The organism is Goekera deserti (assembly GCF_010685995.1).
Classification (GTDB): Bacteria; Actinomycetota; Actinomycetes; order Mycobacteriales; family Geodermatophilaceae; genus Goekera; species Goekera deserti.
Map to the genome: position 1 here is coordinate 44,514 of NZ_JAAGWK010000016.1, position 25,877 is coordinate 70,390.

The window sequence follows — 25,877 nt, forward strand, 5'->3', positions numbered from 1 at the left end:
TGGTGTCGGCCGGGGTGTCCGGGCCGCCGCCTAGGGTTGGCCCATGAGCGTGCGGCGGGTCATGGGGACCGAGTTGGAGTACGGCATCTCGGTGCCCGGGCAGCCGGGGGCGAACCCGACGACGCTGTCCAGCCAGGTGGTGAACGCCTGGGCGGTGGCCGACGCCCCGAGCCGCCGGCGGCCCCGCTGGGACTACGAGGAGGAGTCGCCGCTGCGCGACGCCCGCGGCTTCGACCTCTCCCCGGCGAACGCGCTGGACCACACCGAGCGCGACGAGGACGCCGGGATGGCCAACGTCATCCTCACCAACGGCGCCCGGCTCTACGTCGACCACGCGCACCCCGAGTACTCCACGCCCGAGGTCACCAGCCCCCGCGACATCGTGCTGTGGGACAAGGCGGGGGAGAAGGTGATGGCCGAGGCGTCCCGGCGGGCGGCGCAGGTGCCGGGCACCCAGCCCATCCAGCTCTACAAGAACAACACCGACAACAAGGGCCAGTCCTACGGGGCCCACGAGAACTACCTGATGGACCGCCGGACGCCGTTCCTGGACATCGTGCGCGGGCTGATCCCGTTCTTCGTCACCCGCCAGGTGGTCACCGGTGCCGGCCGGGTGGGCATCGGCGTCGACGGCCGCACGCACGGCTTCCAGCTGTCGCAGCGGGCGGACTTCTTCGAGGTCGAGGTCGGCCTGGAGACCACGCTGAAGCGCCCGATCATCAACACCCGCGACGAGCCGCACGCCGACGCCGACAAGTACCGCCGGCTGCACGTGATCATCGGCGACGCCAACCTCGCCGAGCTCTCCACCTACCTCAAGGTCGGGACGACGTCGCTTGTGCTGGCGATGATCGAGGCGAAGGCGCTGCGCCAGGACCTGACCATCGAGGACTCGGTCGAGGCGCTGCAGGCGATCAGCCACGACGCGACGCTCACCCACCGGGTGCGGCTGCGCGACGGGCGCCGGCTGACCGCCATCGAGGTGCAGCGCGAGTACCTGGCGCAGGCGCAGCGGTTCGTCGCCGACACCGGGGACAGCGACGAGCAGACCCACGACGTGCTGCGCCGCTGGGCCGAGGTGCTCGACGACCTGGAGGTCGACCCGATGCGGCTGGCCGACCGGCTGGACTGGCCGGCCAAGCTGCGGCTGCTGCAGGGCTACCGCAAGCGCGACGGCCTGGAGTGGGGTGACGCGCGGCTGCAGCTGGTCGACCTGCAGTACTCCGACGTGCGCCCGGACAAGGGGCTCTACCACCGGCTGGTGGCGCGCGGCTCGATGCAGCGCCTGCTCACCGACGAGGAGGTCACGCACGCGATGACGCACCCACCGACCGACACCCGCGCCTACTTCCGCGGCGAGTGCCTGCGCCGGTACCCGACCGCGGTGGCCGCGGCGTCCTGGGACTCGGTGGTGTTCGACCTGGGCCGGGAGAACCTGGTGCGCATCCCGACCATGGAGCCGCTGCGGGGCACCCGCGAGCACGTGGGCGCGCTGTTCGAGGACTCACCCACGGCGCAGGAGCTGGTCGACACCATCACCGGCGGCTGAGCCGGCCGAGCGCGGCCGATGACGTGGGACCGTCACAGGTCGGGGGTAGTTTCAGCCCCAGCACGCGGCACCATCCCAGAGCAGTCGACCACCGGAGGGTGAGATGGCAACCAGGGACACAGGCGGACAGCAGAAGGCCACGCGCTCGCGCGAGGAGACCGACGAGGTCGAGGCCTCCGTCGACACCGAGGGCGCCGAGCGCCGCGCCGAGATGAGCGAGGACGTCGACTCGATCCTGGACGAGATCGACGAGGTGCTCGAGTCCAATGCCGAGGAGTTCGTGCGTGCCTACGTACAAAAAGGGGGGGAGTGAACAAGATCATCTTGGTCGGAACGAACGAACATGGACACCAAGTTCTGTCGTGACTGCGGGTACCACCGACCCGTCGCCGACTTCTCCGTGAACAAGCGATCTCGCGATGGGCTGGCCTTCTACTGCCGCCAGCATCTCGCCGAGAGGTCGCTGAAGAGTCGGGAAGCCCGCCGGGTCAAGCCGAGGACTCATCGGTTCGCCCCGCAGGGCACGGTCGTCCCGGAGGGCCACAAGTGGTGCCCCGACTGCGGCAGCGTGAAACGCCTGGATGCCTTCCCTCGGACGCGGGCATCGTCCAGTGGGCGCGCGACCTACTGCCTGCCCTGTCACAACGAGCGCGGCAAGCGCAGTCGTGAGGCAGTCGGCGGCAGCCGCACCTACCACCTGACCCGTCGGTACGGGATCACAGCGGAGGAGGCGGACGCCATGTCGGCCCAGCAGGACGGTCGCTGTGCCATCTGTCGCACTGCGCCGGCGGCTCACGTCGACCACGACCACGAGACCGGCCGTGTGCGGGAACTCCTCTGCTTCGGCTGCAACGGCGGGTTGGGGCAGTTCAAGGACGCCCCGGACGTCCTCAGGCGCGCCGCGACGTACGTCGAGGAGCACGCTCTCCGTGGCGCCGGGGAGCCGACCGAGGCCACCAGCGGACCAGCGTCCGGGTCGACCGCCGAGCTGGTGCACCGCAGGGTGCTCTGGCTGCTCGACGAGTTCCGCGCGGCCGTGGACCGTCCGCCTGCGGCCAGCGGCCCACCGGAGTGGCTCGTGCCCCGCCGGTAGGGTCGGTGACGGGATCGACCCACCGCGGGTCGCAGGTGAGAGAGGCGGGCGCGTGAGCGAGTCGGCAACCGGTCGGAGCGGGTTCAGCCCCGCGTACCTGGACAGGGTGGGGTCCTCGTTCACCGAGTTCCTCGGCGCCACCGCACCCGACCTGCTGCCCGGCCGGCGCAGTCTCCCGGCGGTGGCCGCGGCGGACCTCAGCCCGCACGCCACCACCATCGTCGCGGTCAGCTACGACGGCGGCGTGCTGATGGGCGGTGACCGGCGGGCGACCATGGGCAACCTCATCGCCTCCCGGGACATCGAGAAGGTCTACGCCGCCGACTCCTGGTCGGTCATCGGCATCGCCGGCACCGCAGGCCTGGGCATCGAGATGATCCGGCTCTACCAGGTCGAGCTGGAGCACTACGAGAAGATCGAGGGCGTCACGATGAGCCTGGACGGCAAGGCCAACCGGCTGGCCACGATGGTCCGCGGCAACCTCGGCACCGCGATGCAGGGCCTGGCCGTCGTCCCGCTGTTCGCTGGGTACGACCTCGATGCCGTCGAGGGCACCAGCCCGGGGCGGATCTTCAGCTACGACGTCACCGGCGGCAACTACGAGGAGCGCGGCTACTCGGCCATCGGCTCCGGATCGCTGTTCGCCAAGAGCTCGCTGAAGAAGACCTGGCGGCCCGGCATGAGAGCCGCCGAGGCCACCCGCACCATCGTCGAGGCGCTCTACGACGCCGCCGACGACGACTCCGCCACCGGCGGCCCGGACACCGTCCGCCGCCTGTACCCGATCCTCTACCGGGTCGACGCCGAGGGTGCGGTGAAGCTGCCGGACACCGAGGTGGCCGAGATCGCCGGCTCGATCATCGGCGCCCGCACCACCGACGCCGCTCGGGAGGCCTGAGCCATGACGATGCCCTACTACGCCTCCGCCGAGCAGGTCATGCGCGACCGCTCGGAGTACGCCCGCAAGGGCATCTCCCGCGGCCGCAGCGTCGCCGTGCTCACCTACGCCGACGGCGTGCTGTTCATCGCCGAGAACCCCAGCTCGACCCTGCACAAGATGGGCGAGATCTACGACAAGATCGGGTTCGCCGCGGTCGGCCGGTACTCCGAGTTCGAGAGCCTGCGGGTCGCCGGCGTCCGGCTGGCCGACATGCGCGGCTACAGCTACAACCGCCGCGACGTCACCGGCCGGGTCATCGCCAACGCCTACGCCCAGACCCTCGGCTCGATCTTCACCGAGCAGATGAAGCCCTTCGAGGTCGAGCTGTGCGTGGCCGAAGTCGGCCCCACCGCCGACCGCGACCAGCTGTACCGGCTGACCTTCGACGGCTCGGTCGTCGACGAGCCCGACTTCGTGGTGATGGGCGGGCAGGCCGACGCCGTCGCCAGCAGTCTCAAGGCCACCTTCCAGCGGGGCATGTCGCTCACCGCGGCGCTCGCCGTCGGGGTGGCGGCGCTGTCCACGGTCAGCTCGGCGACCTCGGCCAACGGCGGCGGGCACGACCAGCTGCCCGCCGAGCAGCTCGAGGTGGCGGTGCTGGACCGCAAGCGCCCCAAGCGGGCCTTCCGGCGGATCACCGGTGCCGCCCTGCGCACGCTCCTCGCCCCGGGTGACGCCGAGCCGGCCCTGGACGACGCCGCGCCCACCGGCACGCACGCGCCCAGCCACCCCGAGCCCGGCACGCCGCCGGGCCTCGGCGACCCCGCAGCCGTCGACACCGCCGGCGGTCCGGCCGGCGCGGCGGCCACCCCGCCGGTGGACGACGGGGTGGGCGGCGGCACCGACGGCGCCGACCCGCACGCCGAGGACGACGCCAGCAGCTGACCGGTCCGGCCCCGACGCCCGCCCGCCACCCCGGCCGGCGGGCGTCGGCGTCCGCGGGACCGGGGTCGGCGGTGCCGGGGGAGCGGGTCCGACGCCCGCGGGGCACTGGCTCACGATGGACAGGTCAGCGCGGCACCGCGCGGCCGCTGTCCCGCCGCCAGGCGCTGAACGAGCGCACCGAGGTGGTGCCGGGCCGCACCAGCCACCGCCACGGGTGCAGCTCCACCGGCGCGAGGTGCGCCGCGATCCGCGACCAGCCCGGCACCGGCGTCCAGGTGGCGGCGAGCGGGCGGCCGGCCAGCTCCTCGGCGACCACCCCGCGGCGCACCTCGACCGGCCGCTGCGCCGCCAGCTCGCCGAGGGTCTCGGCCAGGAACACCAGCCGCTTGCCCGACAGCCGCAGCCGGCGCAGCAGGGGCTCGTCGAACACGAACACCGCGGGCCGGTCGTCGTCGGCGGCCAGGGCGGGGTCGCCGGTGCCGAGGGACTCGGCGGTCAGCCACACCAGCTCCGCGCCACCCGGGCCCTCGACCGTCTCCGGGCCGGCCGGCACCGGTGCCCGGCCCAGGTCGGGGCCGGGCACCGCGCGGCCCAGGTCGGAGTCCGGCCACGCCTCGATCGGGCAGGCGCGGGCCAGGGCGCACCCCCGGCACAGCTCCGGTGCCCGCTTCTCCACCTGCCACCGGCTGAACCCGTAGGCCTTGCCGCTGCCGGTGCCGACGGTCCACTGCCAGCCCAGCCGGTTGGCCGCCCGGGAACCGTCCAGCAGGTGGGCGTACATCTCCGACTCCCCGACCCGCCAGTCCGCCCCGGCCCGCACGCCCCACTGGGAGGCCAGCCACATGCGGGTCTGGTTCACCAGCCAGCCGTCGGTGTGCAGCTCCTCGACCACCGTGGCGGTGCAGTTCATCGACTCCGGCCACGGGTCACCGGCCCACGGACCGCGGCCGGTGGGCGCCGGTGCCCGCTGCGCCCGCTGCAGGTCCTGGCCCAGCTCCCGGCCGACCCGCGCGTACAGGTGCCGGGCGAACTCCTGCCAGAGCAGCTCGTCCCGGTACTTCCCGCGGTCCCGGGCCGGTGCGTCGGCCACCGCGGCCCAGACGTCGGGCAGGGAGAGCAGGCCGTGCCGGATGTAGGGCGACATCCGGCTCGCGCCGCGCCGGTGCACCGGCAGCACCGTGCTGCGGTCGCGGGCGTACCCGGTGACGTCCAGCGCGGCCAGGGCCGCGTCCGCAGCGGCCTGGCCGCCGCGGAACGCCCCGGCAGCCACGCCGTCCGGTCCCTCCCGGGTGAGGTCGCCCAGGTGGGCGGCGACCCAGCTGGTGACGTCGTCGGTGGAGGCGCCGTCGGTGGAGGCGCCGTCGGCAGGGGAGGGGGGAGCAGGGAGCAGGGGCACGTCCACCACTGTCCCTGCCGGCTCCGACAGTCCGGCGGCTCGGCGCCGTCGTGCCGGGCGCCGCGGCCGCCGGGCCTCACCAGAGGTCGCCGTCGCGCCAGTCGCAGGTGAGCTCCCCGGCCGGGTCCACCGGTACGCCGACCGGGAGCACGTGCAGCGAGTCCTCGTCCGGGGTGGGCCGCACCCCGTCCGGGGTCAGCGCCGACGCCGGGCCGGTCCAGGGCAGCCAGCCGCGGCCGCGGTAGAACGCCAGCGCCTCGGCCGATGCGCTCAGCGCACCCAGGTCGTAGCCGCCGCGCACCACCCGCTCCGCCGCGGCCATCAGCGTGCCGCCGTGGCCGCGCCGGCGGTGCGACCGGTGCACGGCCACGCCCTCCACGTACCCGGTGCGCAGCGCCCGTCCCGCGTGCAGCAGCCGCCGCGCGACGACGGCCGCGTGCCCGACCAGCCCGTCGTCCCCGGTGACCAGGCCGTTGTCCCCGGTGAGCAGCACGTGCACACCGCCCCGGGCGTGGTCCCAGTCGTCGTCGCCGAACGCGCCGTCGAAGACGTCGTCCAGCAGGGCCCGCACCGCCCGGAGGGCGGCGACGTCCAGATCGGCGGTGTGCGCCAGGGTCAGGGTGAGCACGCCTCATCCTGCTCGTGCGTCCCGGGCGTGGGCTCCCGGAACGGGACACGAGCCTTCCCGGGCGGGTACGCCTAGGCTCGGGTCGTGGAGCGACGGATCTTCGGCATCGAGACCGAGTACGGCGTCACGTGCACCTTCAAGGGGCAGCGTCGGCTGTCCCCGGACGAGGTCGCGCGCTACCTGTTCCGCCGGGTGGTGTCCTGGGGGCGCAGCTCGAACGTGTTCCTGCGCAACGGCTCCCGGCTCTACCTCGACGTCGGCAGCCACCCCGAGTACGCCACCGCCGAGTGCGACGACCTCACCGAGCTGGTCGTGCACGACAAGGCCGGTGAGCGCATCCTCGAGGGCCTGCTCGTCGACGCCGAGCAGCGGCTGAACGAGGAGGGTGTCAGCGGCGACATCTACCTGTTCAAGAACAACACCGACTCCGCCGGCAACAGCTACGGCTGCCACGAGAACTACCTGGTCAGCCGGCACGGCGAGTTCGCGAGGCTGGCCGACGTGCTCATCCCGTTCCTGGTCAGCCGGCAGGTCGTCGTCGGTGCGGGGAAGGTGCTGCAGACCCCGCGCGGTGCGGTCTACTGCGTGAGCCAGCGCGCCGAGCACATCTGGGAGGGCGTCTCCTCGGCCACCACCCGCTCCCGGCCGATCATCAACACCCGGGACGAGCCGCACGCCGACGCCGAGCGCTACCGCCGCCTGCACGTGATCGTCGGCGACTCCAACATGAGCGAGACGACGACGCTGCTCAAGGTGGCGATGACCGACCTCGTGCTGCAGATGATCGAGGCCGGTGTCGTCCTGCGGGACATGACGCTGGAGAACCCGATCCGGGCGATCCGCGAGATCAGCCACGACATGACCGGACGGCGCAAGGTGCGCCTGGCCAACGGCCGGGAGATGTCGGCGCTGGAGATCCAGACCGAGTACCACGACCGGGCAGCCGAGTTCGTAGACCGCGAGGGCCTGGGCCCGGTGCACCGGCAGATGCTGGAGCTGTGGGGTCGCGTGCTCAAGGCCGTCGACACCCAGGACCTCAGCCTGATCGACCGGGAGATCGACTGGGCGATCAAGTACCAGCTGATCGAGCGGTACCGCGCCAAGCGCGACCTGCCGCTGTCCAGCCCCCGGGTCGCCCAGCTGGACCTGGCCTACCACGACATCAGCCGCAAGCGGGGGCTGTACTACCTGCTGGAGCGGGCCGGCCAGGTCGAGCGGGTGGCCACCGACCCGCTGGTGTTCGAGGCGAAGAACGTGCCGCCGCAGACCACCCGGGCCAAGCTGCGCGGGGAGTTCATCCGCAAGGCCCAGGAGAAGCGCCGCGACTTCACCGTCGACTGGGTGCACCTGAAGCTCAACGACCAGGCCCAGCGCACCGTGCTGTGCAAGGACCCCTTCAAGGCCGTCGACGAGCGGGTCGACAAGCTCATCGCCAGCATGTGACATCCGTGCCGGGCCCCGCGGGGGTCCGGCGGACCTGGTGCAGCGCTGCCGCCGCCCGCCCGGGGGGCCCGATCCGGCGGGCCACCCGACGCGCGGGTCGGTCGAGCCGGGTGGGCAGGATGCTGCCGTGGACGAGCAGACCCGGCAGCGTCGTGATGCCTGCACCCGGTTCCTGGTCGGGGACGGACCCGTGTCACCGGCCCGGCACCTGGCGGCGCTGGACTCCGAGACGGTGGCCGACGTCTACGGCGACGGGGGAGTGGTCGCCGAGCTGGAGACCCGGGTGGCGGATCTGCTGGGCACCGAGGCCGCCGTCTTCCTGCCCAGCGGCACGATGGCCCAAGGCGCCGCGCTGCGGGTGCACGCCGACGCCCGCACCAGCCGCACGGTGCTGTGGCACCCCACCTGCCACCTGGAGCTCTACGAGCTGCAGGCACACGCGCAGCTGCACCGGCTGACCGGTCGCCGGGTCGGCGCCGCCGACCGGCTGATGACCCTGACCGACCTGGCGGCGGTGGCCGAGCCCTACGCCGCGCTGCTGGTCGAGCTGCCGCAGCGGGAGATCGGCGGTCAGCTGCCCGACTGGGCGGAGCTGCAGGCCCTGGTGGCCCACGCGCGTGGCCGCGGCGCGGCGGTGCACTGCGACGGCGCGCGGCTGTGGGAGGCCGCGGCGGGGTACGGGCGCGACCCGGCGGACCTGGCGGCCCTGTTCGACACCGTCTACGTCTCCTTCTACAAGGGCATCGGCGCGCTGCCCGGGTGCTGCCTGGCCGGGTCGACCGGTGATGTCGCCCAGGTGCGGGAGTGGCGACGCCGGCTGGGCGGGACCCTGCACGGCCTGTGGCCGCTGGCCGCCTCGGCCCTGGCCCTGCTGCCCGAACGGCTGGCGGAGATGCCCGCACGGCAGGCGGCCGCCGTCCGGATCGCGGCGGCCCTGCAGGCGGTGGACGGCGTGACCGTCGTGCCGGCGGTGCCCCAGACGCCGATGATGCACCTGCTGCTGCGCACCTCCGTGGCCGACTACCGGGCCGCCGCCGAGCGGCTGGCCACCGAGGACGGTGTCTGGGTGTGGCCGGAGGCGCGGCCCACTGCCGACCCCGGCGTGGTGCTCGTGGAGCTGTCCGTAGGGCGGGCGACCGTTGCCTGGGACGCCGCGGACGTCGCCCACGTGCTCGGCCGGCTCGCCGGCCCGGTGGCCGCCGCCGGCTGAGCGGTCCTCGCTCCGAGCGGCTGGGCCCTCGTCGACGGGGACGGTGCACCGGCGGGGCTCGTCGTGTCGACCAGGTGCACTCGCACGATCACGTCGCCAGTTGACCGTTATCCCCAACAATGAACGCGCACCCGCAACGGCACGACGAACAGCAGCGACAGCGCGGGAGCCCGTCGCGCGCCGCGGGTCGCGGCGGACGACGACCTCGGCGCGACCGGCGCACGGTGTGGGTCCGGCGGTCGTGTCACCTCGGGGTGTCAGTTCTGCTGCCCCTGCGCTCGGCGGGGGCGTTGGCGCGGGGTGATGAGCTGGCCGGCGCCCGCATCGAGGGGTGATGTCGCCGTGGATGCCGTGGATGCCGTGGATGCCGGGGCGCGCTGGCACGCACTGCCCGCCGGGCGGGAGGACTCGTCGAGCTCTTGCCCGCCGAGTGGAGGAGTGCGGCGGGCAACTCGCCGCCTGACGCCACGGGGAGTGCGGTCGGCAGCTGACCCCGACGCCGTGCGGGAAACGCAGCTGGGGCCCGACGCCGCGGGGGAGTGCGGCCTCGGAGCCGCGACGTCGGAGCGGGGCTCGGGGCGATGTCGCCGCACCGCCGACCGCGAGACGCGAGGTCAGCCGGCCCGGACCACCCAGTCCGGACCACCAAGTCCGGACCACCCAGTCCGGACCACCCAGTCCGGACCACCCAGTCCGGACCACCCAGTCCGCCCCTGGGGACCCGCCATGGCGACCCGGCCGCTGCGGACCATCACGTGGACCGGGCCCGAGAGCGGACGGGGGTCCGGCAGGACCACCCTCATTCGACCGTTATCCCGAACAAATTCGACGACAAGCGAAAGGAAGACCCGCGCCGATCACGCGGGGCGGACGCTCCTGGCCGCGTACCGACCGGCCGCAGCCGCGGCCAGGAAGTACGCCCGCTCCTCGGCCAGCCCACGTCCCATGGTCGACAACGTCACCGGACTCGCCGCCAGAGCGTCGTCCAGACCCTGGGTGTCCACCCAGACGACGGGGTTGCGCTCGGGCTGCCCGGCGAGGTCCTCCTCGACCTGGCCGGCGAGCTCGGGGGAGAGGCCCAGCGGGGCCACCAGGGTGACCCCGCCGAGCGCGACCCGGCCGAAGGCGGTGAGGGAGTGGTGGGAGACACCGCGGTGCCGCGGCCGCGGGTCGGCGTCGGAGATGCGCAGCGCGCCCACCGGCAGTCCGCCGAGCACGGTGACCGCGTTGCAGGCGTCGCCGGCGGCCACGCCGGAGAACCCCCACGGCGTCCCGGTGCCCAGGTTGCCCGGCCCCTGGGTGACCACGGTGACGTCGGCGTGCAGCACGTGCCGGGCGGCCAGCAGCCCGGTGTGCACGCTGACCGCCTCCAGGTCACCGCCGAAGGCCTGCCCGGTCGTCACCACCCCGGCCAAGGTGCCCGCGAGCGCGTCCAGGGTGCGGGAGAACGCCGCTGGCAGGGCACCGCCGTCGGTCATCACGTAGGCGACCCGCAGCTCGCGGGACTCGGCGTGCACGCCGGCCAGCACGGCCGGCAGCGCCGAGTGCAGGTCTGCGACGACGACCGGCATGCCGTCGACGTCGTCGGCGTCGGCGATGGTGCGGTGGTGCGGGGTGTCCTGCTCGTCCACGCCCTGCACGGTCACCTGCAGGCCGGTGTAGCGGGCCTTGACCAGGTGCCCGGCCACCTCGGGGTCCGGCGGCAGCCGGTCGGGCACGGCGACGACCAGCGCGTAGCCGCCGGTGCCCAGCCGCTGCGCCCAGGCCGTGGTGTTCAGCAGCACCTCGTCGCCGACCTGCGGGGTGCCCACGACCGACGGGTGTGCCAGGGCGCGCACCGCCCCGTCCTGCGGCACCTCGACGGTCAGCTCGAGGGCGTCGCCCCACGTCCGGCCGGTCGCCGTGACCCGGCCCCGCCGCCAGCGCACCCGGTGTCCCGTTCCCCCTGAAGCCGCCACCGCCGCAGGCTAGAGGCAGCGCCGGTCCTTCCCCGAGGCGCCCCGCCACAGCGGGCGGCTAGCCTGCTCACCGTGTCGGCCAAGCGAGCGGAACGGCTGGTGAACCTGGTCTTCGCCCTCCTCGGCACCCGGCAGTACGTGTCGGCGGCGCGGATCCGGGCGACGGTGCCCGGTTACGAGGCCGAGGACGGCACGGCGCGCGCCGACGAGGCGTTCAAGCGGATGTTCGAGCGGGACAAGGCCGAGCTGCGCGAGATCGGTGTGCCGCTGGAGACCGGGCGGAACAGCTTCTTCGACACCGAGGACGGCTACCGGATCGCGCGCACCGACTACGAGCTGCCCGAGATCACCCTGACCGGTGAGGAGGCCGCGGCCGTGGGCCTGGCGCTGCGGCTGTGGCAGTCCGCGCAGCTGGCCGGGGCCGCGCAGGGCGCGCTGGTCAAGCTGCGGGCCGCCGGCGTGGAGGTCGACGTCGGCCGGGCGTTGCCGCTGCAGCCGCGGCTGGACGCCGGGGAACCGGCCTTCGAGCCCTGCTACGTCGCCGCCCGCGATCGCCGCGAGCTGTCCTTCGACTACGCCCGCCCCGACGAGGACCAGCCCGTGCGCCGCCACGTGCAGCCGTGGGGCGTCGTCGCCTGGCACGGCCGCTGGTACCTGGTGGGCCACGACCTGGACCGGCACGCCCCCCGGGTGTTCCGGCTGTCCCGGGTCACCGGCTCCCCGCGGGCCAGCGGCCCGGCCGGCGCCTTCGAGCCACCCGCGGACCTCGACCTCGCCGCCGTCGTCGCCGGCCAGGTCGACGGCGAGGAGCAGCTGGTGCTGGTCGCGGCCCGCCCCGGTGCCGCCGTGGGCCTGCGGCGGCGCGCCACCGTCGTCGGCACGACCGCCGACGGTGACGACCGGCTGCAGCTGCGCACCACCGACCTGACCGCGCTGGTCGACGAGCTGGCGGCCTACGGTCCCGACGTGCTCGTGGAGGCGCCGGCCGAGGCGCGGCAGGGTGTGGTCGAGCGGCTGACCCGGCTGGCCGGCATGGCGCCCGGCGGCTCGGTCCCGGGGGACGCCCGGTGAGCGCGCCCACCGCCGACCGGATGGTGCGGCTGCTGGCCCTGGTGCCCTACCTGCAGGCCCGCCCGGACGGCGTCCGGCTGGCCGAGGCGGCCCGGGACTTCGGCACCACCGAGGCCCAGCTGCGTCGTGACCTGGACCTGTTGTGGGTGTGCGGGCTCCCCGGGCACGGGCCGGGGGACCTGGTCGACCTCTCCTTCGAGGGCGACCGGGTGCGGGTGACCTTCACCGCCGGCCTGGTGCGCCCGCTGCGGCTGACCACCGACGAGGCGGTCGCGCTGATCGTCGCGCTGCGCACGCTGCTGGAGCTGCCCGGCCTGGCCGAGGGCGAGGCGGTGAGCCGCGCGCTGGCCAAGGTGTCGGCGGCCACCGGTCAGCCGGCCGACCGGGTCGCCGCCGTCGCGGTCAGCGTCGACGCCCGGGAGCAGGCCCTGTCCGTGGTCCGGGACGGGCTGGAGCGGCACCGCGCCCTGCACCTGCACTACTACGTGCCCACCCGGGACGAGCGCACCGAGCGCAGCGTCGACCCGATGCGGCTGCTGCTCGTCGACGGGCACTGGTACCTGGAGGCCTGGTGCCGCGGAGCCGAGGGGGTGCGGCTGTTCCGGCTGGACCGGGTGGACGACGTCGTCGTCCTCGACGAGCCGGCCGCCCCGCCGCCGCAGGCCGAGGAGCGCGACGTGCAGGCCGGTGTCTACCAGCCCGACGCGGCCGCGCCGGTGGTGCGGCTGCGGCTGGCCCGGACCGCCCGGTGGGTGGCTGACTACTACCCGGTCGAGCGGGTCGAGCCGGTCGATGACCCGCCGGGTGGTCTCTCGGTCACGGTGCGCACCGCCGACCCCGCGTGGGCCCGCCGGCTGGTGGCGTCCCTGGGCGGTGCCGCGGTCATCGACGAGCCGGTCGCGCTCGCCGAGCAGGTCGCCGCCGACGCCCGGGCGGCCCTGGCCCGGTACGGCGACCGAACCGGTGGTGAGCAGGACGGGGCCCCGGCCGGCGGCTAGGGTCGGTGCGTGGTCGTGCTCATCGTGGTGGTCGTGCTGGTGCTCCTCGGGCTGCTGGTCCTCGGCCTGCTCGCGTACTCGCTGCTGGGTGCCTTCGGCCGGCTGACCCGCGAGCTCGACGGGCTGCGCACCGACGTCGCCCCCGTGGTCGCGGAGGTGCAGGCCACCCTGGAGCGCGCCGCCGCACAGCGCGCGGCCGCCGACAGGCCGGCTGCGATGCCCCCGGTGCTCGAGGTCGGCCGCGCCGGACGGTGAACGTCCGGGCAACTGCTGGCAGGGCCCTGGTGAACGTCCGGGAACACCCTTCGCAGCGAACGCTGGGCAGGTCTCGACGCGTATGGTCGCGACGAACGCTCTGCGAGCGGAGCACACCGATGGGACGACTGGAGCACACTGATGGGTAGTCTCGGCGCGCCGGAGATCATCTTGATCATCCTCGCCATCATGCTGCTGTTCGGCTACAAGAAGCTGCCGGAGGCCTCCCGCTCGATGGGCCGCTCGCTGCGCATCTTCAAGGGCGAGATGAAGGGCATGAAGGACGACGACGTCAGCACAAAGGACGCCGCCGCCACGACGCCCGTGCGCGGCCAGATCGTGTCCCCGGCCCAGCCGGTGGCCACCCCCGACTACGAGGCCGAGGCTCGCGCCGCCGAGGCCCGTGCAGCCGAGGCCCGCGCCCGCGCGGACGCCGCGCGCTCGTCGACCCCGGTCGACGGCACCCGCTGACCCCGGGGTCGCACCGGTCGTGACAGAGCTGTCGTGACGGAGCTCAGGGAGCGCAGGCCTCGTCGTCCGCCGCGCGACGAGGCGGCCACGATGAGCCTGATCGGGCACATCAAGGAGCTGCGCAACCGGATCCTGTTCGCCCTGCTCTTCATCGGCATCGGCACCGCGGTCTGCTTCTGGTGGTACGAGCACGGGCTCGGCGAGTTCATCCGAGCGCCGTACTGCAACCTGGACGAGGCCTTCGTCGGGCCGAACGGCGACTGCGGGCTGCTCATCACCGACGTGTTCGGCGGCGCGCTGATCCGCCTGAAGATCAGCTTCATCGCCGGCGTCGTGGTGTCCGCACCCTTCTGGCTCTACCAGGTCTGGGCCTTCGTCACCCCGGGGCTGAAGAAGAACGAGAAGCGCTACGGCGTCGGTTTCGTCGTGGTGTCGTCCTCGCTGTTCGCCCTGGGCGCCACGCTGGCCTACATCTCGCTGTCCGCGGGTCTGGAGCTGCTGCTCAACCTGGCCGGCGACGACGTGATCGTCGCGCTCACCGCGCAGGACTACCTCGGGTTCGTCATCTCGATCCTGCTGGCCTTCGGGATCAGCTTCGAGGTGCCGCTGCTGGCGGTGGCGTTGAACCTCGTCGGCGTCCTGTCCCACGAGCTGCTGTCGAAGTCGCGGCGCTGGATCTACTTCCTCACCATCGTGGCCGCGGCGTTCATCACGCCCACCCAGGACCCGTTCACGATGCTGCTGCTGGCCCTGCCCATGTGCGTGCTGTTCGAGGTGGCCATCCAGATCGCCCGGGTGGTGGACAAGCGGCGGGCCAAGCGGGACGGGCTGGCCGCCTTCGCCGACCTGGACGACGACGCGGCGTCCCCGCTGGACGCCCGTCCCTCCAGCCTGGACGACCGGCCGTCCGCGCTGGACACCCGGCCCACCGGGCTGGACGAGCCCACGACCTGACCCGTGGCCGCCGGTGAGGTCGCGCTGCTCGTCAACCCGGCGGCGGGCCGGGGGTCCGCCGCCCGGGTCGTGGGCGCCGTGCACACCGCGCTGGCCGCGGCGGGGCTGGCCGTGGTCCGGGTGCCGGCCGGCAGCCGGGAGCAGGCGGAGGAGGGGGCCCGGGCGGCGGTGCGGGCCGGGGCCCGCGCCGTGCTCACCCTCGGTGGGGACGGCACCGCGCACGCCGGCCTGCAGGCCGTGGCCGGCACCGGCATCCCGCTGGCGGTGCTGCCGGCCGGCTCCGGCAACGACCTGGCGCACGCCCTGGCGACGCCGACCGACCCGGTGGCGGCGGCCCGGGCCGCCGCGGCGGACCTGGTGGCCGGCCGGACCCGCCGTCTCGACGCCGTCCGCGCCGGCACGCGCTGGTGGGCCACGGTGCTGTGCTGCGGCTTCGACTCCGCGGTCACCGACCGCGCCAACCGGCTGCGCTGGCCGCGTGGTCGGTGCCGCTACGACGTCGCGGTGCTGGCCGAGCTGGCCGGCCTGCGCCCCCGGTTCCTGGTGCTCACCCTGGACGGCGTGCGCACCGAGCTGGAGGTGACGCTGGTGGCGGTGGGCAACACCGCCCGCTACGGCGGAGGCATGCTGATCTGCCCGGACGCCGACCCCGCCGACGGCCTGCTGGACGTGACGGTGGTGGGGCCGCTGTCGCGCCGCGAGCTGGTGCGCGCCCGGCCGGGACTCACCGACGGCACCCACGTGCAGCACCCGGCCGTGCAGGTGCTCCGTGCCAGCGAGGTGGTGCTGGCCGGCGCGGGCCTCAGCACGTACGCCGACGGCGAGCCCGTGGCCGCCCTGCCGGTGACCAACCGGTGCGTGCCCGGCGCCCTGACCGTCGTGGGCACCGGCCGCCGATGACGGCTTGAGCAGCAGCTCCGCACCCGCCCCGCGGGTGTCCCCGGCACGGCATACCGTGGGGCTCATGTCCAGCCCCGCGGAGCGGTACGCGGCAGCGCGGCGCCGCGGCGCCCACCCCAGCCTGTCGGACTTCACCACCGAGCTGGGGTTCACCCTCGACCCGTTCCAGGTCGAGGCGTGCGAGGCCCTGGAGCGGGGCAGCGGCGTGCTGGTCTGCGCGCCCACCGGTGCCGGCAAGACCGTGGTCGGCGAGTTCGCGGTGCACAAGGCGCTCAGCGAGGGCCGCAAGGCGTTCTACACGACGCCGATCAAGGCGCTGTCCAACCAGAAGTACACCGACCTCGTCGACCGCTACGGCACCGAGCGGGTGGGCCTGCTCACCGGGGACAACGCGATCAACGGCTCGGCGCCCGTGGTGGTGATGACCACCGAGGTGCTGCGCAACATGCTCTACGCCGACTCCCCGGCGCTGGTCGACCTCGGCTACGTGGTCATGGACGAGGTGCACTACCTGGCCGACCGGTTCCGCGGCGCCGTCTGGGAGGAGGTGATCATCCACCTGCCCTCCGACGTCCGGCTGGTCTCGCTGTCGGCGACGGTGAGCAACGCCGAGGAGTTCGCCGACTGGCTGGTCACCGTGCGCGGGGACACCGAGGTGGTGGTCAGCGAGGTGCGCCCGATCCCGCTGTGGCAGCACATGCTGGTCGACAACCGGGTCTTCGACCTGTTCGCGCTGCGCCCGGCCGCCCACGCCGCCGAGCTGGAGCTCACCCCGCGTGGCGCTTCGACGCGGGAGCGCGGCGCGGCCGTGGTCGACCCGGAGCTGGTGCGGTACGTGCGCGAGCGCGAGCGGCGGCTGGACACCTGGGGCGGGGGAGGGGCCCGCGGCGGGGGGCCGGGTGGGCTCCGGGGGCAGGGCGGGGGGCACAACCGGCCTCGGCACACTCCGCCGGCCCGCTCGGACGTCATCGAGCGCCTGGACCGGTCGGCGCTGCTGCCGGCGATCACCTTCGTGTTCAGCCGGGTGGGATGCGACGCCGCCGTCGACCAGTGCCTGCGCTCGGGGCTGCGGCTCACCGACGAGGGCGAGCGGCGGGAGATCGCCGAGATCATCGACCGGCGCACCGGCTCGCTGCCCGAGGAGGACCTCGACGTCCTCGGGTTTTGGGAGTGGCGGGAGGGCCTGCTGGCCGGGCTGGCCGCGCACCATGCCGGCCTGGTGCCCGCGTTCAAGGAGACCGTGGAGGAGTGCTTCGTCCGCGGCCTGGTCAAGGCCGTGTTCGCCACCGAGACCCTCGCCCTGGGCATCAACATGCCGGCCCGCACGGTGGTGCTGGAACGGCTGGTCAAGTGGAACGGCGAGGCGCACGTCGACGTCACGCCGGGTGAGTACACCCAGCTCACCGGCCGGGCCGGGCGGCGCGGCATCGACGTCGAGGGGCACGCCGTCGTCGTCTGGGCGCCCGGGGTCGACCCGACCAGCGTGGCCGGGCTGGCCAGCACCCGCACCTACCCGCTGCGGTCGTCGTTCCGGCCCAGCTACAACATGGCCGTGAACCTGGTGGGTTCCTTCGGGCGGGCGCACGCCCGGGACCTGCTGGCCTCCTCCTTCGCCCAGTTCCAGGCCGACCGCTCGGTGGTGGGCCTGGCCCGCTCGGCCGCCGCGCACGAGGCGGAGGCGGCCCGGTTCGCCGCGCAGATGGAGAGCGACCACGGCGACGTGGCCGGCTACGCCCGGCTGCGGGCGGAGATCTCCGACCGGGAGAAGGAGCTGTCCCGCGACACCCAGGCCAAGCGCCGGCTGGAGGCCGCGGAGGCGCTGGCCGCGCTGCGCACCGGCGACGTGATCCGGGTGCCCACCGGTCGCCGGCAGGGCCTGGCCGTGGTGCTCGACCCGGGGATCACCGAGCTGGCCGACCCGCGGCCGCTGGTGCTCACCGAGGACAAGTGGGCCGGCCGGCTGGGCTCCGGGGACTTCCCGACGCCGGTCACCGCGCTCGCCCGGGTGCGGGTGCCCAAGCAGTTCAACCACCGCAGCCCGCACGCCCGGCGCGACCTCGCCTCCACCCTGCGCAACGCCCGGGTGGAGAACGACCTGGGGGCCCGGCGCACCAGGCAGCGCTCGGGGGCCTCCGACGACCCGGTGCTCACCGACCTGCGGCACGCGGTGCGGGCACACCCGGTGCACGCCCTGCCCGACCGGGAGGAGCGGGTGCGCACCGCCGAGCGCTGGCTGCGCGCACTGCGGGAGGCCGAGCGGCTGCACCGGCAGATGGACGAGCGCACCGGCTCGCTCACCCGCCAGTTCGACCGCACCTGCGACGTGCTGCTGGAGCTGGGCTACCTGGCTCCCGAGCCGGCTCCCGAGCCCACCCCGCCGCCGCTGGTGCAGGCGGCCCAGCGGACCGTGCACCACCCGGCCGAGCACCCGGCGGGGCCGGCACCCACCGACGTCCCGAGGGCGGGGGAGGACGCCGTGGTCACCGACGACGGCCGGCGGCTCGCCCGGATCTGGAGCGAGACCGACCTGCTCACCGCCGAGTGCCTGCGGGCCGGGGTGTTCACCGGGCTGAACGCCGTCGAGCTGGCGGCCTGCGTGTCCACGCTGGTCTTCGAGGCCCGCCGGGACGCGGCGTCCCAGCCCTCGGTGCCGTCGGGCCGGGTGGCGGCCACCATCGCCGAGATGCGGCAGGTGCGGTCGCGGCTGGAGGACGTCGAGCGCGACCACGGCGTCCCGGTGACCCGGGACCTCGACCTGGGGTTCGTCTGGGCCGCCTACCGGTGGGCCGACGGCCAGTCGCTGGACCGGGTGCTCGCCGGGGCCGAGCAGGCCGGCACGGAGCTCTCCGGGGGTGACTTCGTGCGCTGGGCCCGGCAGCTGGTCGACCTGCTGGACCAGCTGGCCAAGGTCGCCGGTGACCCGGTGGCACGCACCGCCCGCACCGCGGTCGGCCGGGTGCGCCGCGGGGTGGTGGCGGTCGCCGTCAGCGGCTGAGCCCGGCGGCACGCCCGGTCGCGCGCTGGCGGGCCGGGCCCGGTGGTGGACAATCGCAGCACCCGGCGGCTGGTGCCGCCGGGCCCGTGGTGCGCAGGTGGCGGCCGACAGCTGGACAGGAGCGACGATGACCAACCCGCCGCAGGACGGCGACCAGCCGTCGACAGGCAGCTCGCCCGCCGGGTGGGGGCAGCAGCCGACCGGGTCGACCGGCTGGTCGGGTCAGGACGGCGAGCGTTCCACCGGGGCGGACGGCGGCGAGGGTGCCGGGCGGCACGGGCAGCCCGGCTACGGCCAGCAGTACGGCCAGCAGCCCGGGTACGGGGAGCCCGGGTACGGCCAGCCCGGCTACGGGGGTCAGCAGGGCGCGGCGCAGTACGGACAGGGTCAGCAGCCGGGCCCGTACGGCCAGCCCGCCTACGGGCAGCCGGGGTACGGCCAGCAGGGCTACGACCAGCAGGGCCAGCCTCGGTACGACCAGCAGGGCCAGCCCGGCTACGGGCAGCAGCCCTACGGTCAGCAGCCGGCGTACGGGCAGCCCGGGTACGGGCAGCAGCCCTACGGCCAGCCCGGGTACGGGCAGCAGCCGTACGGGCAGCCCGGCTACGGCCAGCAGCCGTACGGCCAGCCCGGCTACGGCCAGCAGCCCTACGGCCAGCCCGGGCCCGGCCAGCCCGGCGCCGAGCAGCCCGGGAGCCGGAAGAAGCGCACGCTGCTGCTGGTCGGGATCGGTGTCGTGGTGCTGCTCGCCGTGCTCGCTGTCGTGCTGGCCCAGACGCTGGGCGGCCAGACCCTGCGGGCCAGCTCCGTCGAGCGCGACGTCGCCGCGCAGTTCGAGGAGCGCGAGGGGGTCGGCGTCGAGCTGGACTGCCCGAGCGACATGGCGGTCGAGGCGGGCGCGACCTACGACTGCGAGGCCGAGACCGACGACGGCGAGGACCTCACCATCACGATCACCGTCCTCGACGACGACGCCAACTACACCTGGGCCGAGGGCTGAGCCGGCGCCCGACCGCCCGCGCTCACCCCGGCACCTGCTCGGGCCAGCCCAGCACGGCCCCCAGCCGGCGCACGGACGACTGCAGCCCGTGCGCCGTCGCCAGCTCGGCCAGGGCCGCCGGGTCGGCCGGCGCGGTGGGCAGCGCGCCGTCCACCGGCGGCAGGTCGATCGTCGTCACCACCCGGACGACGGCCGGGGCCACGTCCAGGTAGTCCGCGGCGGCGTGCAGCCGCTTGAGCACGGCGGCGGTCAGCGGCGGGCGCGGCACCACCGTCCCGGCCGCGGCCTCGCGGATGCCGGCCAGCGAGCCGAAGGCCGAGATGAGGGCCGCGGCCGTCTTCTCCCCGACGCCCTTCACCCCGGGCAGGCCGTCGCTGGGGTCGCCGCGCAGCACCGCGTAGTCGGCGTAGGCGCTGCCCGGCACGCCGTACTTCGCCGCCACGGCGCCCTCGTCGACCACCTCGATGTCGCTGATCCCGCGGTTGGTGTAGAGGACGCGCACCCCGCGGGCGTCGTCCACCAGCTGGAACAGGTCCCGGTCGCCGGTCACGACGTCGACCGCGGCCCGGGCCCGGGTGGCCAGCGTGGCGATCACGTCGTCGGCCTCGTACCCCGGCGCCCCGACCCGGGCCAGGCCGGCCGCGGCGAGCACGTCGACGAGCACGGGCACCTGCGGGCCGAGCTCGTCCGGGGTCTCCTCGCCGCCCTCGGGTGCCACCCGGTGGGCCTTGTAGGAGGGCACGGCGGCCACCCGGAAAGCGGGGCGCCAGTCGTCGTCCCAGCAGGCGACGAGCCGGTCGGGACGGTGTGCCGCGACCAGCCGCGCGGTCATGTCCAGGAACCCCCGGACGGCGTTGATCGGCCGCCCGTCGGGGGTCGTGACGCTCGTCGGCACGCCGTAGAAGGCCCGGAAGTAGAGGCTGGCCGCGTCGAGCAGCATCGTGGTCACGATCGGGCACGGTAACGGCCTGGCAACGCCACGGGGGTCCTGTCGCCCCTGCTGGCTAGTCTGCGGACGTGGTGACCGGACCAGGACCTGCTGACCTGACGACCCCCGAGCGGGTGCGCGCGGCGCGCGAGCTCGCCGACTCGCTCGGCATCGACGTCGTCGTCGTGACGCCCGGGTCGGACCTGCGCTACCTGTGCGGCTACCACGCCCATGCGATGGAGCGACTGACCGCCCTGGCCGTGCCCCGGCGGGGCGAGCCGCTGCTGGTCGTCCCGCGGCTGGAGGCGCCCATGGTGCAGGCCTCGCCGGCCGGTGGACTCGGCCTGGACGTGCTCGCCTGGGACGAGACCGACGACCCGTTCGCGCTGCTGGCGCAGGCGGTCTCCGCGCGGCTGGGTGGTGCCCCGGCCCGGGTGGCGGTCGGCTCGCGCACCTGGGCCGAGCACGCCCTGGGCGTGCAGCGGGCGATGCCCGGCGCCGTCCTGGAGCTCGCCGGCCCGGTGGTCGACCGGCTGCGGATGGTCAAGACCGCCGCCGAGGTCGCCGAGCTGGCCGCCGCCGGCGCCGCGATCGACCGGGTGCACGCCGGGATGGGGCAGTGGCTGCGGGTCGGCCGCACCGAGGCCGCGGTGGGCGCCGACATCGCCGCGGCGATCCTGGCCGAGGGCCACGTGGGCGTCGACTTCACCATCGTCGGCTCGGGCCCGAACGGGGCCAGCCCGCACCACGAGCTGTCCTCCCGGGTGGTGCAGGCCGGTGACCTGGTCGTGGTGGACATCGGTGGCTCCACGCCCACCGGGTACCGGTCGGACTGCACCCGCACCTACGTGGTGGGCGGCAGCGCGGACGCCGAGGTCCAGGAGTGGTACGCCGTGCTGCAGGCCTCCCAGGCAGCGGCCACCGCGGCGGTGCGCCCCGGGGTGAGCGCCGAGCACGTCGACGCCGTCGCCCGCGAGGTGATCACCGGGGCCGGGTGGGGCGAGCACTTCATCCACCGCACCGGCCACGGCATCGGCCTGGACACCCACGAGACGCCCTACATCGTGTCGGGCAACGAGGTCACCCTCGAGCCGGGCATGGCGTTCTCCGTGGAGCCCGGCATCTACCTGGCCGGCCGGCACGGGGCGCGCATCGAGGACATCGTCGTGTGCACCGAGGACGGCGTGCAGATCCTGAACAACGGTCCCCGTGAGCTCGTCGAACTCCCCGGCTGAGCCGGGGGCGGTCGCCCCGGCCCCCGACGTCGACCGCGCGCTGATGGCCGCCCTGGCCCGGGACGGGCGGGCCAGCTACACCGACCTGGCCGAGCGGGTGGGCCTGTCGGTGTCCGCGGTGCACCAGCGGGTGCGCCGGCTCGAGCAGCGGGGGCTGATCACCGGGTACTCGGCGAGCCTCAACGCCAAGGCCCTGGACCTGCCGCTGACCGCCTTCGTGTCGATCACCCCGATCGACGTGGCCGCCCCGGACGACGCCCCGGCCCGGCTGGCGCACCTGACCGCGATCGAGGCCTGCCACTCGGTGGCCGGCGCGGAGAGCTACATCCTCAAGGTGCGGGTGGCCTCACCCGACGCCCTGGAGGCACTGCTCGCGGCCATCCGGGCGGCGGCCAACGTCACCACCCGCACCACGGTCGTGCTGTCCACCTTCTACGAGGACCGCCCGCCCATCTGAGCACCGGCTACCGCGACCGCCTGCACCTCGACGAGCTGGCCGGGGTACCCGAGCACCGTGACGCCCATCAGGGTGCTCGGGGCGTCATGGTCGCCCATGGCGGCCCGCACCTCGTCCCACGCGGCCACCAGGTCCTGCCGGTCGGACGATGCGACGTACACGGTCGTCGCCAGCACGTCGGTCAGCCCGGCACCTGCTGCCGCCAGGGCCGCCCGCAGGTTGGCCATCACCTGCACCGCCTGACCGGCGACGTCGCCCACGGCGACCGTCGCCCCGGCGGCATCGATCGGGCAGGCGCCCGCGGTGAAGACCAGCCGGCCCACCACCGGCAGTTCCAGGGCAGCGGCGTACGCGTAGGGGACGGTCGGGGCCAGCGCGGGTGCACGCACCAGCCGTACCGGGGGAGGCAGGGTCACCGGGTGATCGTGCCTCGGGCATGGCCGAGCTGGACAACCGGTCGAACACGTGTTCGGATGGGCCATGCGCTGGGACGCCCAACGGCTCGACCTCGACGAGCCGGAGACGCTGCCGGGCCTGCCCACGGTGCGCGGGCTGCTGCGCAGCGTGCAGGTGCCCGAGTTCCCCGGGCTGACCCTGCACGAGGTGCGGTGCAAGAGCGCCCTGAACGCCGTGCCGGCCGGGTCGGCGATGCCGTTCGGGCACACGGTCAACACGTTCCGGGGCTGCAGCCATTCCTGCGTGTACTGCTTCGCGCGCGGTACGCACGAGTGGCTGGAGCTGGACACCGGCCGCGACTTCGACAGCCAGATCGTGGTCAAGACCAACGTCGCCGAGGTACTGCGCCGCGAGCTCGCCCGGCCGTCGTGGACGCGCGGGCACGTGGCACTGGGCACCAACACCGACCCCTACCAGCGGGCGGAGGGGCGCTACCGGCTCATGCCCGGGGTGATCTCGGCACTGGCCGCCTCCGGTACGCCGTTCTCGGTGCTGACCAAGGGCACGCTGCTGCGCCGCGACCTCCCACTGCTCGCCGCCGCCGCCGGCGACGTGCCGATCGGGCTGGGCGTCTCGATCGCCATCTGGGACGACGAGCTGCACGCGGCCCTGGAGCCCGGTGCCCCCAGCCCGCGGGCCCGGCTGGAGCTGGTGCGCGCCGTCACCGACGCCGGGCTGCCGTGCGGGGTGTTCCTCGCACCCGTGCTCCCCGGTCTCACCGACACCCGGGAGCACCTGGAGCGCGCCGTCGGCGCGATCGCCGACGCCGGGGCCACCGGTGTCACGGTGGTGCCGCTGCACCTGCGGCCAGGAGCGCGGGAGTGGTTCACCGGCTGGCTGACCCGGGAGCACCCCACCCTGCTGCCCCGGTACCGCGCGCTGTACGGCCGGGGGGCGTACGTGCCGGCAGAGTACCGCGCCTGGCTGGCCCGCCGGGTCGCACCGCTGCTCGCCCGGCACGGCCTGGACCGGCCCGCGGGGTCGGGGGCCCGCACACCGGGTGCCGGGTTGCCCGGCGACGACGAGGCGAGCTTCCCCGCGGGCAGCCTGCCGGTGCCCCGTGCGTCGCCACCGACCGTCCCGGCCGACACCGCGGAGCAGCTGACCCTCTGCTGAGGCCGTGGCGCCCCGTGCGCCCCCGCTGAGCCTCCGGAGAGCCCCTGAGGAGCCTCCGGAGGGCCCCGGGAGAGCTCAGCCTTCCCGGCGGGGTGCCCGGCGCTGGGCGCGGACGGCGCCCCGGGGCGCCACCGGCTCGGTGCCGGCCGCCAGTGCCAGCCGGCGGAACGAGTCGTAGGACAGCGACGTGTAGGCGGTGGCCAGCGCCTCGACCGCCTCCCGGTCGCGGGGCCGGGCCGCGGCCCGCAGGTGGCCGGCGGTGCGGGCCGCGTGCTTGCCGAAGGTCACCTGCAGTGCCTGCGACGACAGCTGGCCACCGACGCGGCTGGCCGGGCCGGGGCCCTTGCGCAGTGCGGGCAGCACCCAGGGGCTCTCGGCGAGCACCGGGAAGCGGTTGCGGGCCTCCTCCCAGGCGTGCCAGCCGGTCAGCGCCCCGGACACCGCCCAGTCACCGTCCGGGGTGCCGATGACCAGGCGGTGAGCCGTTGCCCGCACCTGGTCCCGGCGCAGGGCACGGAACTGCCCGACCGTGGCCGGCCAGGCCAGCGCCAGGGAGCACCAGGCCACCGTGCGCAGGTGCTCCAGGGCGTCGTCGCGCACCTGGGTCAGCGGCAGCAGGTCCAGCCGCAGCGGGTCCGGCTCGGGGGTGCGGGGGAGGGGCAGGCCGATGCCGCCGTAGCGGGCGACCTTGCTGTACAGCGCCACGGTCGCCGGCTTCCACTCCCGCGCCGCGGCCACGGTGTCCAGCCCGCCCTCGGCGAGGTCCTCGGGACCCAGGTCCAGCTCGAGCGCCGCGTCGAGCAGCCGGCGCCACTGCGCCTCGTACCCCGGTGGGGCCGGCCAGCGTCGCCAGGCCCGCACGGCAGGCGGTGCGGGCATCTCCGGGAGCGGGGGTTGGAAGCCGCTGGTCACTCGAGGACCATACCGTTATCCCAAACAAAAATTTAAATTGCCCACAAGCGTCCAGTCGCCGGCACAACTCACCCCCAGAGCAGCGTCAACAACCCAGCGAGCCACCCGGAGGCAGGCCGCACGACCACCGGACGGCGGTCCCGTTAGGGTCCGCTGCATGTACACGGCTTCCTGGCGCGATGTCGTGCGCCGCGACTTCTTCGGGCCGCACCCGTCACCCCGGGACCGTGCCTACCGCTTCATCATCCGGGTGACGCTCGTCGTCTTCCGGTTGTTCCGGTTCCAGTTCGACGTGCGCGGCCAGGAGCACGTGCCGGCGTCGGGTGGAGCGGTGATCGCCAGCAACCACGTCAGCTACCTCGACTTCACGTTCCTCGGTCTCGGTGCCTCGCCGCAGTTCCGCATGGTGCGCTTCATGGCGAAGGCCTCGGTGTTCGGTCACTGGTTCGCCGGGCCCTGCATGCGGGCGATGCAGCACATCCCGGTCGACCGGAAGGCCGGCGCGGCCGCGTTCGACGTCGCCGTCCGGGCGCTGAAGGACGGCGAGGTCGTCGGGGTGTTCCCCGAGGCCACGATCAGCAGCTCGTTCGAGCTGAAGGACCTCAAGGCCGGCGCCGCCCGGATGGCCGTGCAGGCAGAGGTGCCGCTGATCCCGGCGGCGGTGTGGGGCGGGCAGCGGATCGCCACCAAGGGCCACAAGGTGGTGCTGCGCCGCGGCGTGGCCATCACCGTCCTGCTGGGGGAGCCGATCGTGCCCGGGCCGGGGGAGAAGCCGCAGGCGGTCCTGCGCCGGCTGCGGGAGGCGCTCGAGGAGCTCGTCGAGCAGGCACAGTCCAGCTACCCGCAGCAGCCCGAGGGCCCGGACGACCGGTGGTGGCTGCCGGCACGCGCGGGCGGCACCGCGCCCACCCCGGAGCAGGCCCACGAGCTGGACGTGCACGACGTCGCCGGCAGGAAGGTCGGGGTGGCCAAGCCGCACCCGGTCGCCCGGCTCAAGGCCCTCGCCACCCGTCGTCGCCGCTGAGGG

General features: G+C 74.6%; 25 protein-coding genes. 19 read left to right on the forward strand and 6 right to left on the reverse strand.

The window, feature by feature from the left end; genetic code table 11:
* Nucleotides 1-43: 43 nt before the first annotated feature.
* From dop to prcA, 5 genes are all read left to right on the forward strand, one after another.
* A complete protein-coding gene (gene dop, locus G1H19_RS11945) occupies nt 44-1,549 on the forward strand; it encodes a depupylase/deamidase Dop (RefSeq protein ID WP_152731107.1) in 1,506 nt (501 codons plus the stop codon).
* Nucleotides 1,550-1,652: 103 nt separating this feature from the next.
* Complete coding sequence (locus G1H19_RS11950; protein ID WP_152731108.1) at nt 1,653-1,862, forward strand: ubiquitin-like protein Pup; 210 nt, start codon at nt 1,653-1,655, stop codon at nt 1,860-1,862.
* A 30-nt stretch (nt 1,863-1,892) separates the two neighbouring features.
* A complete protein-coding gene (locus G1H19_RS11955; protein WP_152731109.1) occupies nt 1,893-2,642 on the forward strand; it encodes an endonuclease VII domain-containing protein in 750 nt (249 codons plus the stop codon).
* A gap of 52 nt (nt 2,643-2,694) precedes the next feature.
* Nucleotides 2,695-3,540: a proteasome subunit beta gene (prcB, locus tag G1H19_RS11960; RefSeq protein ID WP_162392146.1), complete on the forward strand. Its 846-nt coding sequence runs from the start codon at nt 2,695-2,697 to the stop codon at nt 3,538-3,540.
* Nucleotides 3,541-3,543: 3 nt separating this feature from the next.
* Nucleotides 3,544-4,467, forward strand: a complete 924-nt coding sequence (gene prcA, locus G1H19_RS11965; RefSeq protein ID WP_152731110.1) for a proteasome subunit alpha — start codon at nt 3,544-3,546, stop codon at nt 4,465-4,467.
* Between the two features lie 124 nt (nt 4,468-4,591).
* Here prcA and G1H19_RS11970 read toward each other — a convergent pair whose 3' ends face one another.
* Both G1H19_RS11970 and G1H19_RS11975 read right to left on the reverse strand, forming a co-directional pair.
* Nucleotides 4,592-5,863, reverse strand: coding sequence for an FAD-binding domain-containing protein (locus G1H19_RS11970; protein WP_162392145.1), 1,272 nt, complete (start codon nt 5,861-5,863; stop codon nt 4,592-4,594).
* 76 nt (nt 5,864-5,939) lie between these two features.
* Complete coding sequence (locus tag G1H19_RS11975; protein WP_162392144.1) at nt 5,940-6,491, reverse strand: GNAT family N-acetyltransferase; 552 nt, start codon at nt 6,489-6,491, stop codon at nt 5,940-5,942.
* Nucleotides 6,492-6,575: 84 nt separating this feature from the next.
* On the opposite strand from G1H19_RS11975, the gene pafA reads away from it, so the two are divergent.
* On the forward strand, nt 6,576-7,934 hold the full coding sequence (gene pafA / locus G1H19_RS11980) for a Pup--protein ligase (protein WP_162392143.1): 1,359 nt from the start codon (nt 6,576-6,578) through the stop codon (nt 7,932-7,934).
* 127 nt (nt 7,935-8,061) lie between these two features.
* Nucleotides 8,062-9,144 (forward strand): threonine aldolase family protein, encoded by a 1,083-nt coding sequence (locus G1H19_RS11985; protein WP_162392142.1) that lies wholly within the window; start codon nt 8,062-8,064, stop codon nt 9,142-9,144.
* An 857-nt stretch (nt 9,145-10,001) separates the two neighbouring features.
* Here the strand turns inward: G1H19_RS11985 and G1H19_RS11990 are convergent.
* Entirely contained in the window at nt 10,002-11,102 is a 1,101-nt protein-coding gene (locus G1H19_RS11990) for a DUF3866 family protein (RefSeq protein ID WP_202925708.1), read from the reverse strand.
* Nucleotides 11,103-11,174: 72 nt separating this feature from the next.
* Between G1H19_RS11990 and G1H19_RS11995 the strand changes: the two genes are divergently transcribed.
* The 8 genes from G1H19_RS11995 (at nt 11,175) to G1H19_RS12030 (ending at nt 19,746) form a co-directional block, all read left to right on the forward strand.
* Nucleotides 11,175-12,173 (forward strand): helix-turn-helix transcriptional regulator, encoded by a 999-nt coding sequence (locus tag G1H19_RS11995; RefSeq protein WP_162392141.1) that lies wholly within the window; start codon nt 11,175-11,177, stop codon nt 12,171-12,173.
* Complete coding sequence (locus tag G1H19_RS12000) at nt 12,170-13,171, forward strand: helix-turn-helix transcriptional regulator (protein WP_202925707.1); 1,002 nt, start codon at nt 12,170-12,172, stop codon at nt 13,169-13,171. Before G1H19_RS11995 ends, G1H19_RS12000 begins: the two co-directional genes overlap by 4 nt.
* 9 nt (nt 13,172-13,180) lie before the next feature.
* On the forward strand, nt 13,181-13,426 hold the full coding sequence (locus G1H19_RS12005) for a hypothetical protein (RefSeq protein ID WP_162392140.1): 246 nt from the start codon (nt 13,181-13,183) through the stop codon (nt 13,424-13,426).
* Nucleotides 13,427-13,567: 141 nt separating this feature from the next.
* The gene (gene tatA, locus G1H19_RS12010; RefSeq protein ID WP_152731114.1) at nt 13,568-13,897 is read left to right on the forward strand and encodes a Sec-independent protein translocase subunit TatA; all 330 of its coding nucleotides are present in this window, start codon (nt 13,568-13,570) and stop codon (nt 13,895-13,897) included.
* A 33-nt stretch (nt 13,898-13,930) separates the two neighbouring features.
* A complete protein-coding gene (gene tatC, locus G1H19_RS12015; RefSeq protein WP_235927845.1) occupies nt 13,931-14,851 on the forward strand; it encodes a twin-arginine translocase subunit TatC in 921 nt (306 codons plus the stop codon).
* Between the two features lie 3 nt (nt 14,852-14,854).
* Nucleotides 14,855-15,751: a diacylglycerol/lipid kinase family protein gene (locus G1H19_RS12020; RefSeq protein ID WP_162392139.1), complete on the forward strand. Its 897-nt coding sequence runs from the start codon at nt 14,855-14,857 to the stop codon at nt 15,749-15,751.
* A gap of 64 nt (nt 15,752-15,815) precedes the next feature.
* Nucleotides 15,816-18,746 (forward strand): DEAD/DEAH box helicase, encoded by a 2,931-nt coding sequence (locus G1H19_RS12025; protein WP_152731115.1) that lies wholly within the window; start codon nt 15,816-15,818, stop codon nt 18,744-18,746.
* Nucleotides 18,747-18,873: 127 nt separating this feature from the next.
* Nucleotides 18,874-19,746, forward strand: coding sequence for a DUF4333 domain-containing protein (locus tag G1H19_RS12030; protein WP_152731116.1), 873 nt, complete (start codon nt 18,874-18,876; stop codon nt 19,744-19,746).
* Nucleotides 19,747-19,768: 22 nt separating this feature from the next.
* On the opposite strand, the gene G1H19_RS12035 is transcribed toward G1H19_RS12030, so the two are convergent.
* Nucleotides 19,769-20,686: a 5'-3' exonuclease gene (locus G1H19_RS12035; protein ID WP_152731212.1), complete on the reverse strand. Its 918-nt coding sequence runs from the start codon at nt 20,684-20,686 to the stop codon at nt 19,769-19,771.
* 77 nt (nt 20,687-20,763) lie between these two features.
* On the opposite strand from G1H19_RS12035, the gene G1H19_RS12040 reads away from it, so the two are divergent.
* Together G1H19_RS12040 and G1H19_RS12045 are read left to right on the forward strand one after the other, a co-directional pair.
* Nucleotides 20,764-21,909, forward strand: a complete 1,146-nt coding sequence (locus tag G1H19_RS12040) for a M24 family metallopeptidase (RefSeq protein ID WP_235927844.1) — start codon at nt 20,764-20,766, stop codon at nt 21,907-21,909.
* On the forward strand, nt 21,884-22,366 hold the full coding sequence (locus G1H19_RS12045) for an Lrp/AsnC family transcriptional regulator (protein WP_162392138.1): 483 nt from the start codon (nt 21,884-21,886) through the stop codon (nt 22,364-22,366). Before G1H19_RS12040 ends, G1H19_RS12045 begins: the two co-directional genes overlap by 26 nt.
* On the opposite strand, the gene G1H19_RS12050 is transcribed toward G1H19_RS12045, so the two are convergent.
* Entirely contained in the window at nt 22,342-22,782 is a 441-nt protein-coding gene (locus tag G1H19_RS12050) for a RidA family protein (RefSeq protein ID WP_202925706.1), read from the reverse strand. The genes G1H19_RS12045 and G1H19_RS12050 overlap by 25 nt on opposite strands.
* Nucleotides 22,783-22,831: 49 nt before the next feature.
* Between G1H19_RS12050 and G1H19_RS12055 the strand changes: the two genes are divergently transcribed.
* Nucleotides 22,832-23,938, forward strand: coding sequence for an Rv2578c family radical SAM protein (locus G1H19_RS12055; RefSeq protein WP_235927843.1), 1,107 nt, complete (start codon nt 22,832-22,834; stop codon nt 23,936-23,938).
* Nucleotides 23,939-24,013: 75 nt separating this feature from the next.
* Here G1H19_RS12055 and G1H19_RS12060 read toward each other — a convergent pair whose 3' ends face one another.
* Nucleotides 24,014-24,817, reverse strand: coding sequence for a hypothetical protein (locus G1H19_RS12060; RefSeq protein ID WP_152731118.1), 804 nt, complete (start codon nt 24,815-24,817; stop codon nt 24,014-24,016).
* Between the two features lie 190 nt (nt 24,818-25,007).
* On the opposite strand from G1H19_RS12060, the gene G1H19_RS12065 reads away from it, so the two are divergent.
* A complete protein-coding gene (locus tag G1H19_RS12065; RefSeq protein ID WP_152731119.1) occupies nt 25,008-25,874 on the forward strand; it encodes a lysophospholipid acyltransferase family protein in 867 nt (288 codons plus the stop codon).
* The last annotated feature ends 3 nt before the right edge of the window (nt 25,875-25,877 follow it).

Excerpts from the sequence above, each read along its gene's own strand:
- G1H19_RS11955 (WP_152731109.1), top strand. The coding sequence starts at position 1,893 with ATGGACACCAAGTTCTGTCGTGACTGCGGGTACCACCGACCCGTCGCC.
- prcA (WP_152731110.1), top strand. The coding sequence starts at position 3,544 with ATGACGATGCCCTACTACGCCTCCGCCGAGCAGGTCATGCGCGACCGC.
- dop (WP_152731107.1), top strand. The coding sequence starts at position 44 with ATGAGCGTGCGGCGGGTCATGGGGACCGAGTTGGAGTACGGCATCTCG.
- G1H19_RS12065 (WP_152731119.1), top strand. The coding sequence starts at position 25,008 with ATGTACACGGCTTCCTGGCGCGATGTCGTGCGCCGCGACTTCTTCGGG.
- G1H19_RS12060 (WP_152731118.1), bottom strand. The coding sequence starts at position 24,817 with ATGCCCGCACCGCCTGCCGTGCGGGCCTGGCGACGCTGGCCGGCCCCA.
- tatA (WP_152731114.1), top strand. The coding sequence starts at position 13,568 with ATGGGTAGTCTCGGCGCGCCGGAGATCATCTTGATCATCCTCGCCATC.
- G1H19_RS12025 (WP_152731115.1), top strand. The coding sequence starts at position 15,816 with ATGTCCAGCCCCGCGGAGCGGTACGCGGCAGCGCGGCGCCGCGGCGCC.
- G1H19_RS11950 (WP_152731108.1), top strand. The coding sequence starts at position 1,653 with ATGGCAACCAGGGACACAGGCGGACAGCAGAAGGCCACGCGCTCGCGC.
- G1H19_RS12030 (WP_152731116.1), top strand. The coding sequence starts at position 18,874 with ATGACCAACCCGCCGCAGGACGGCGACCAGCCGTCGACAGGCAGCTCG.
- G1H19_RS12035 (WP_152731212.1), bottom strand. The coding sequence starts at position 20,686 with ATGCTGCTCGACGCGGCCAGCCTCTACTTCCGGGCCTTCTACGGCGTG.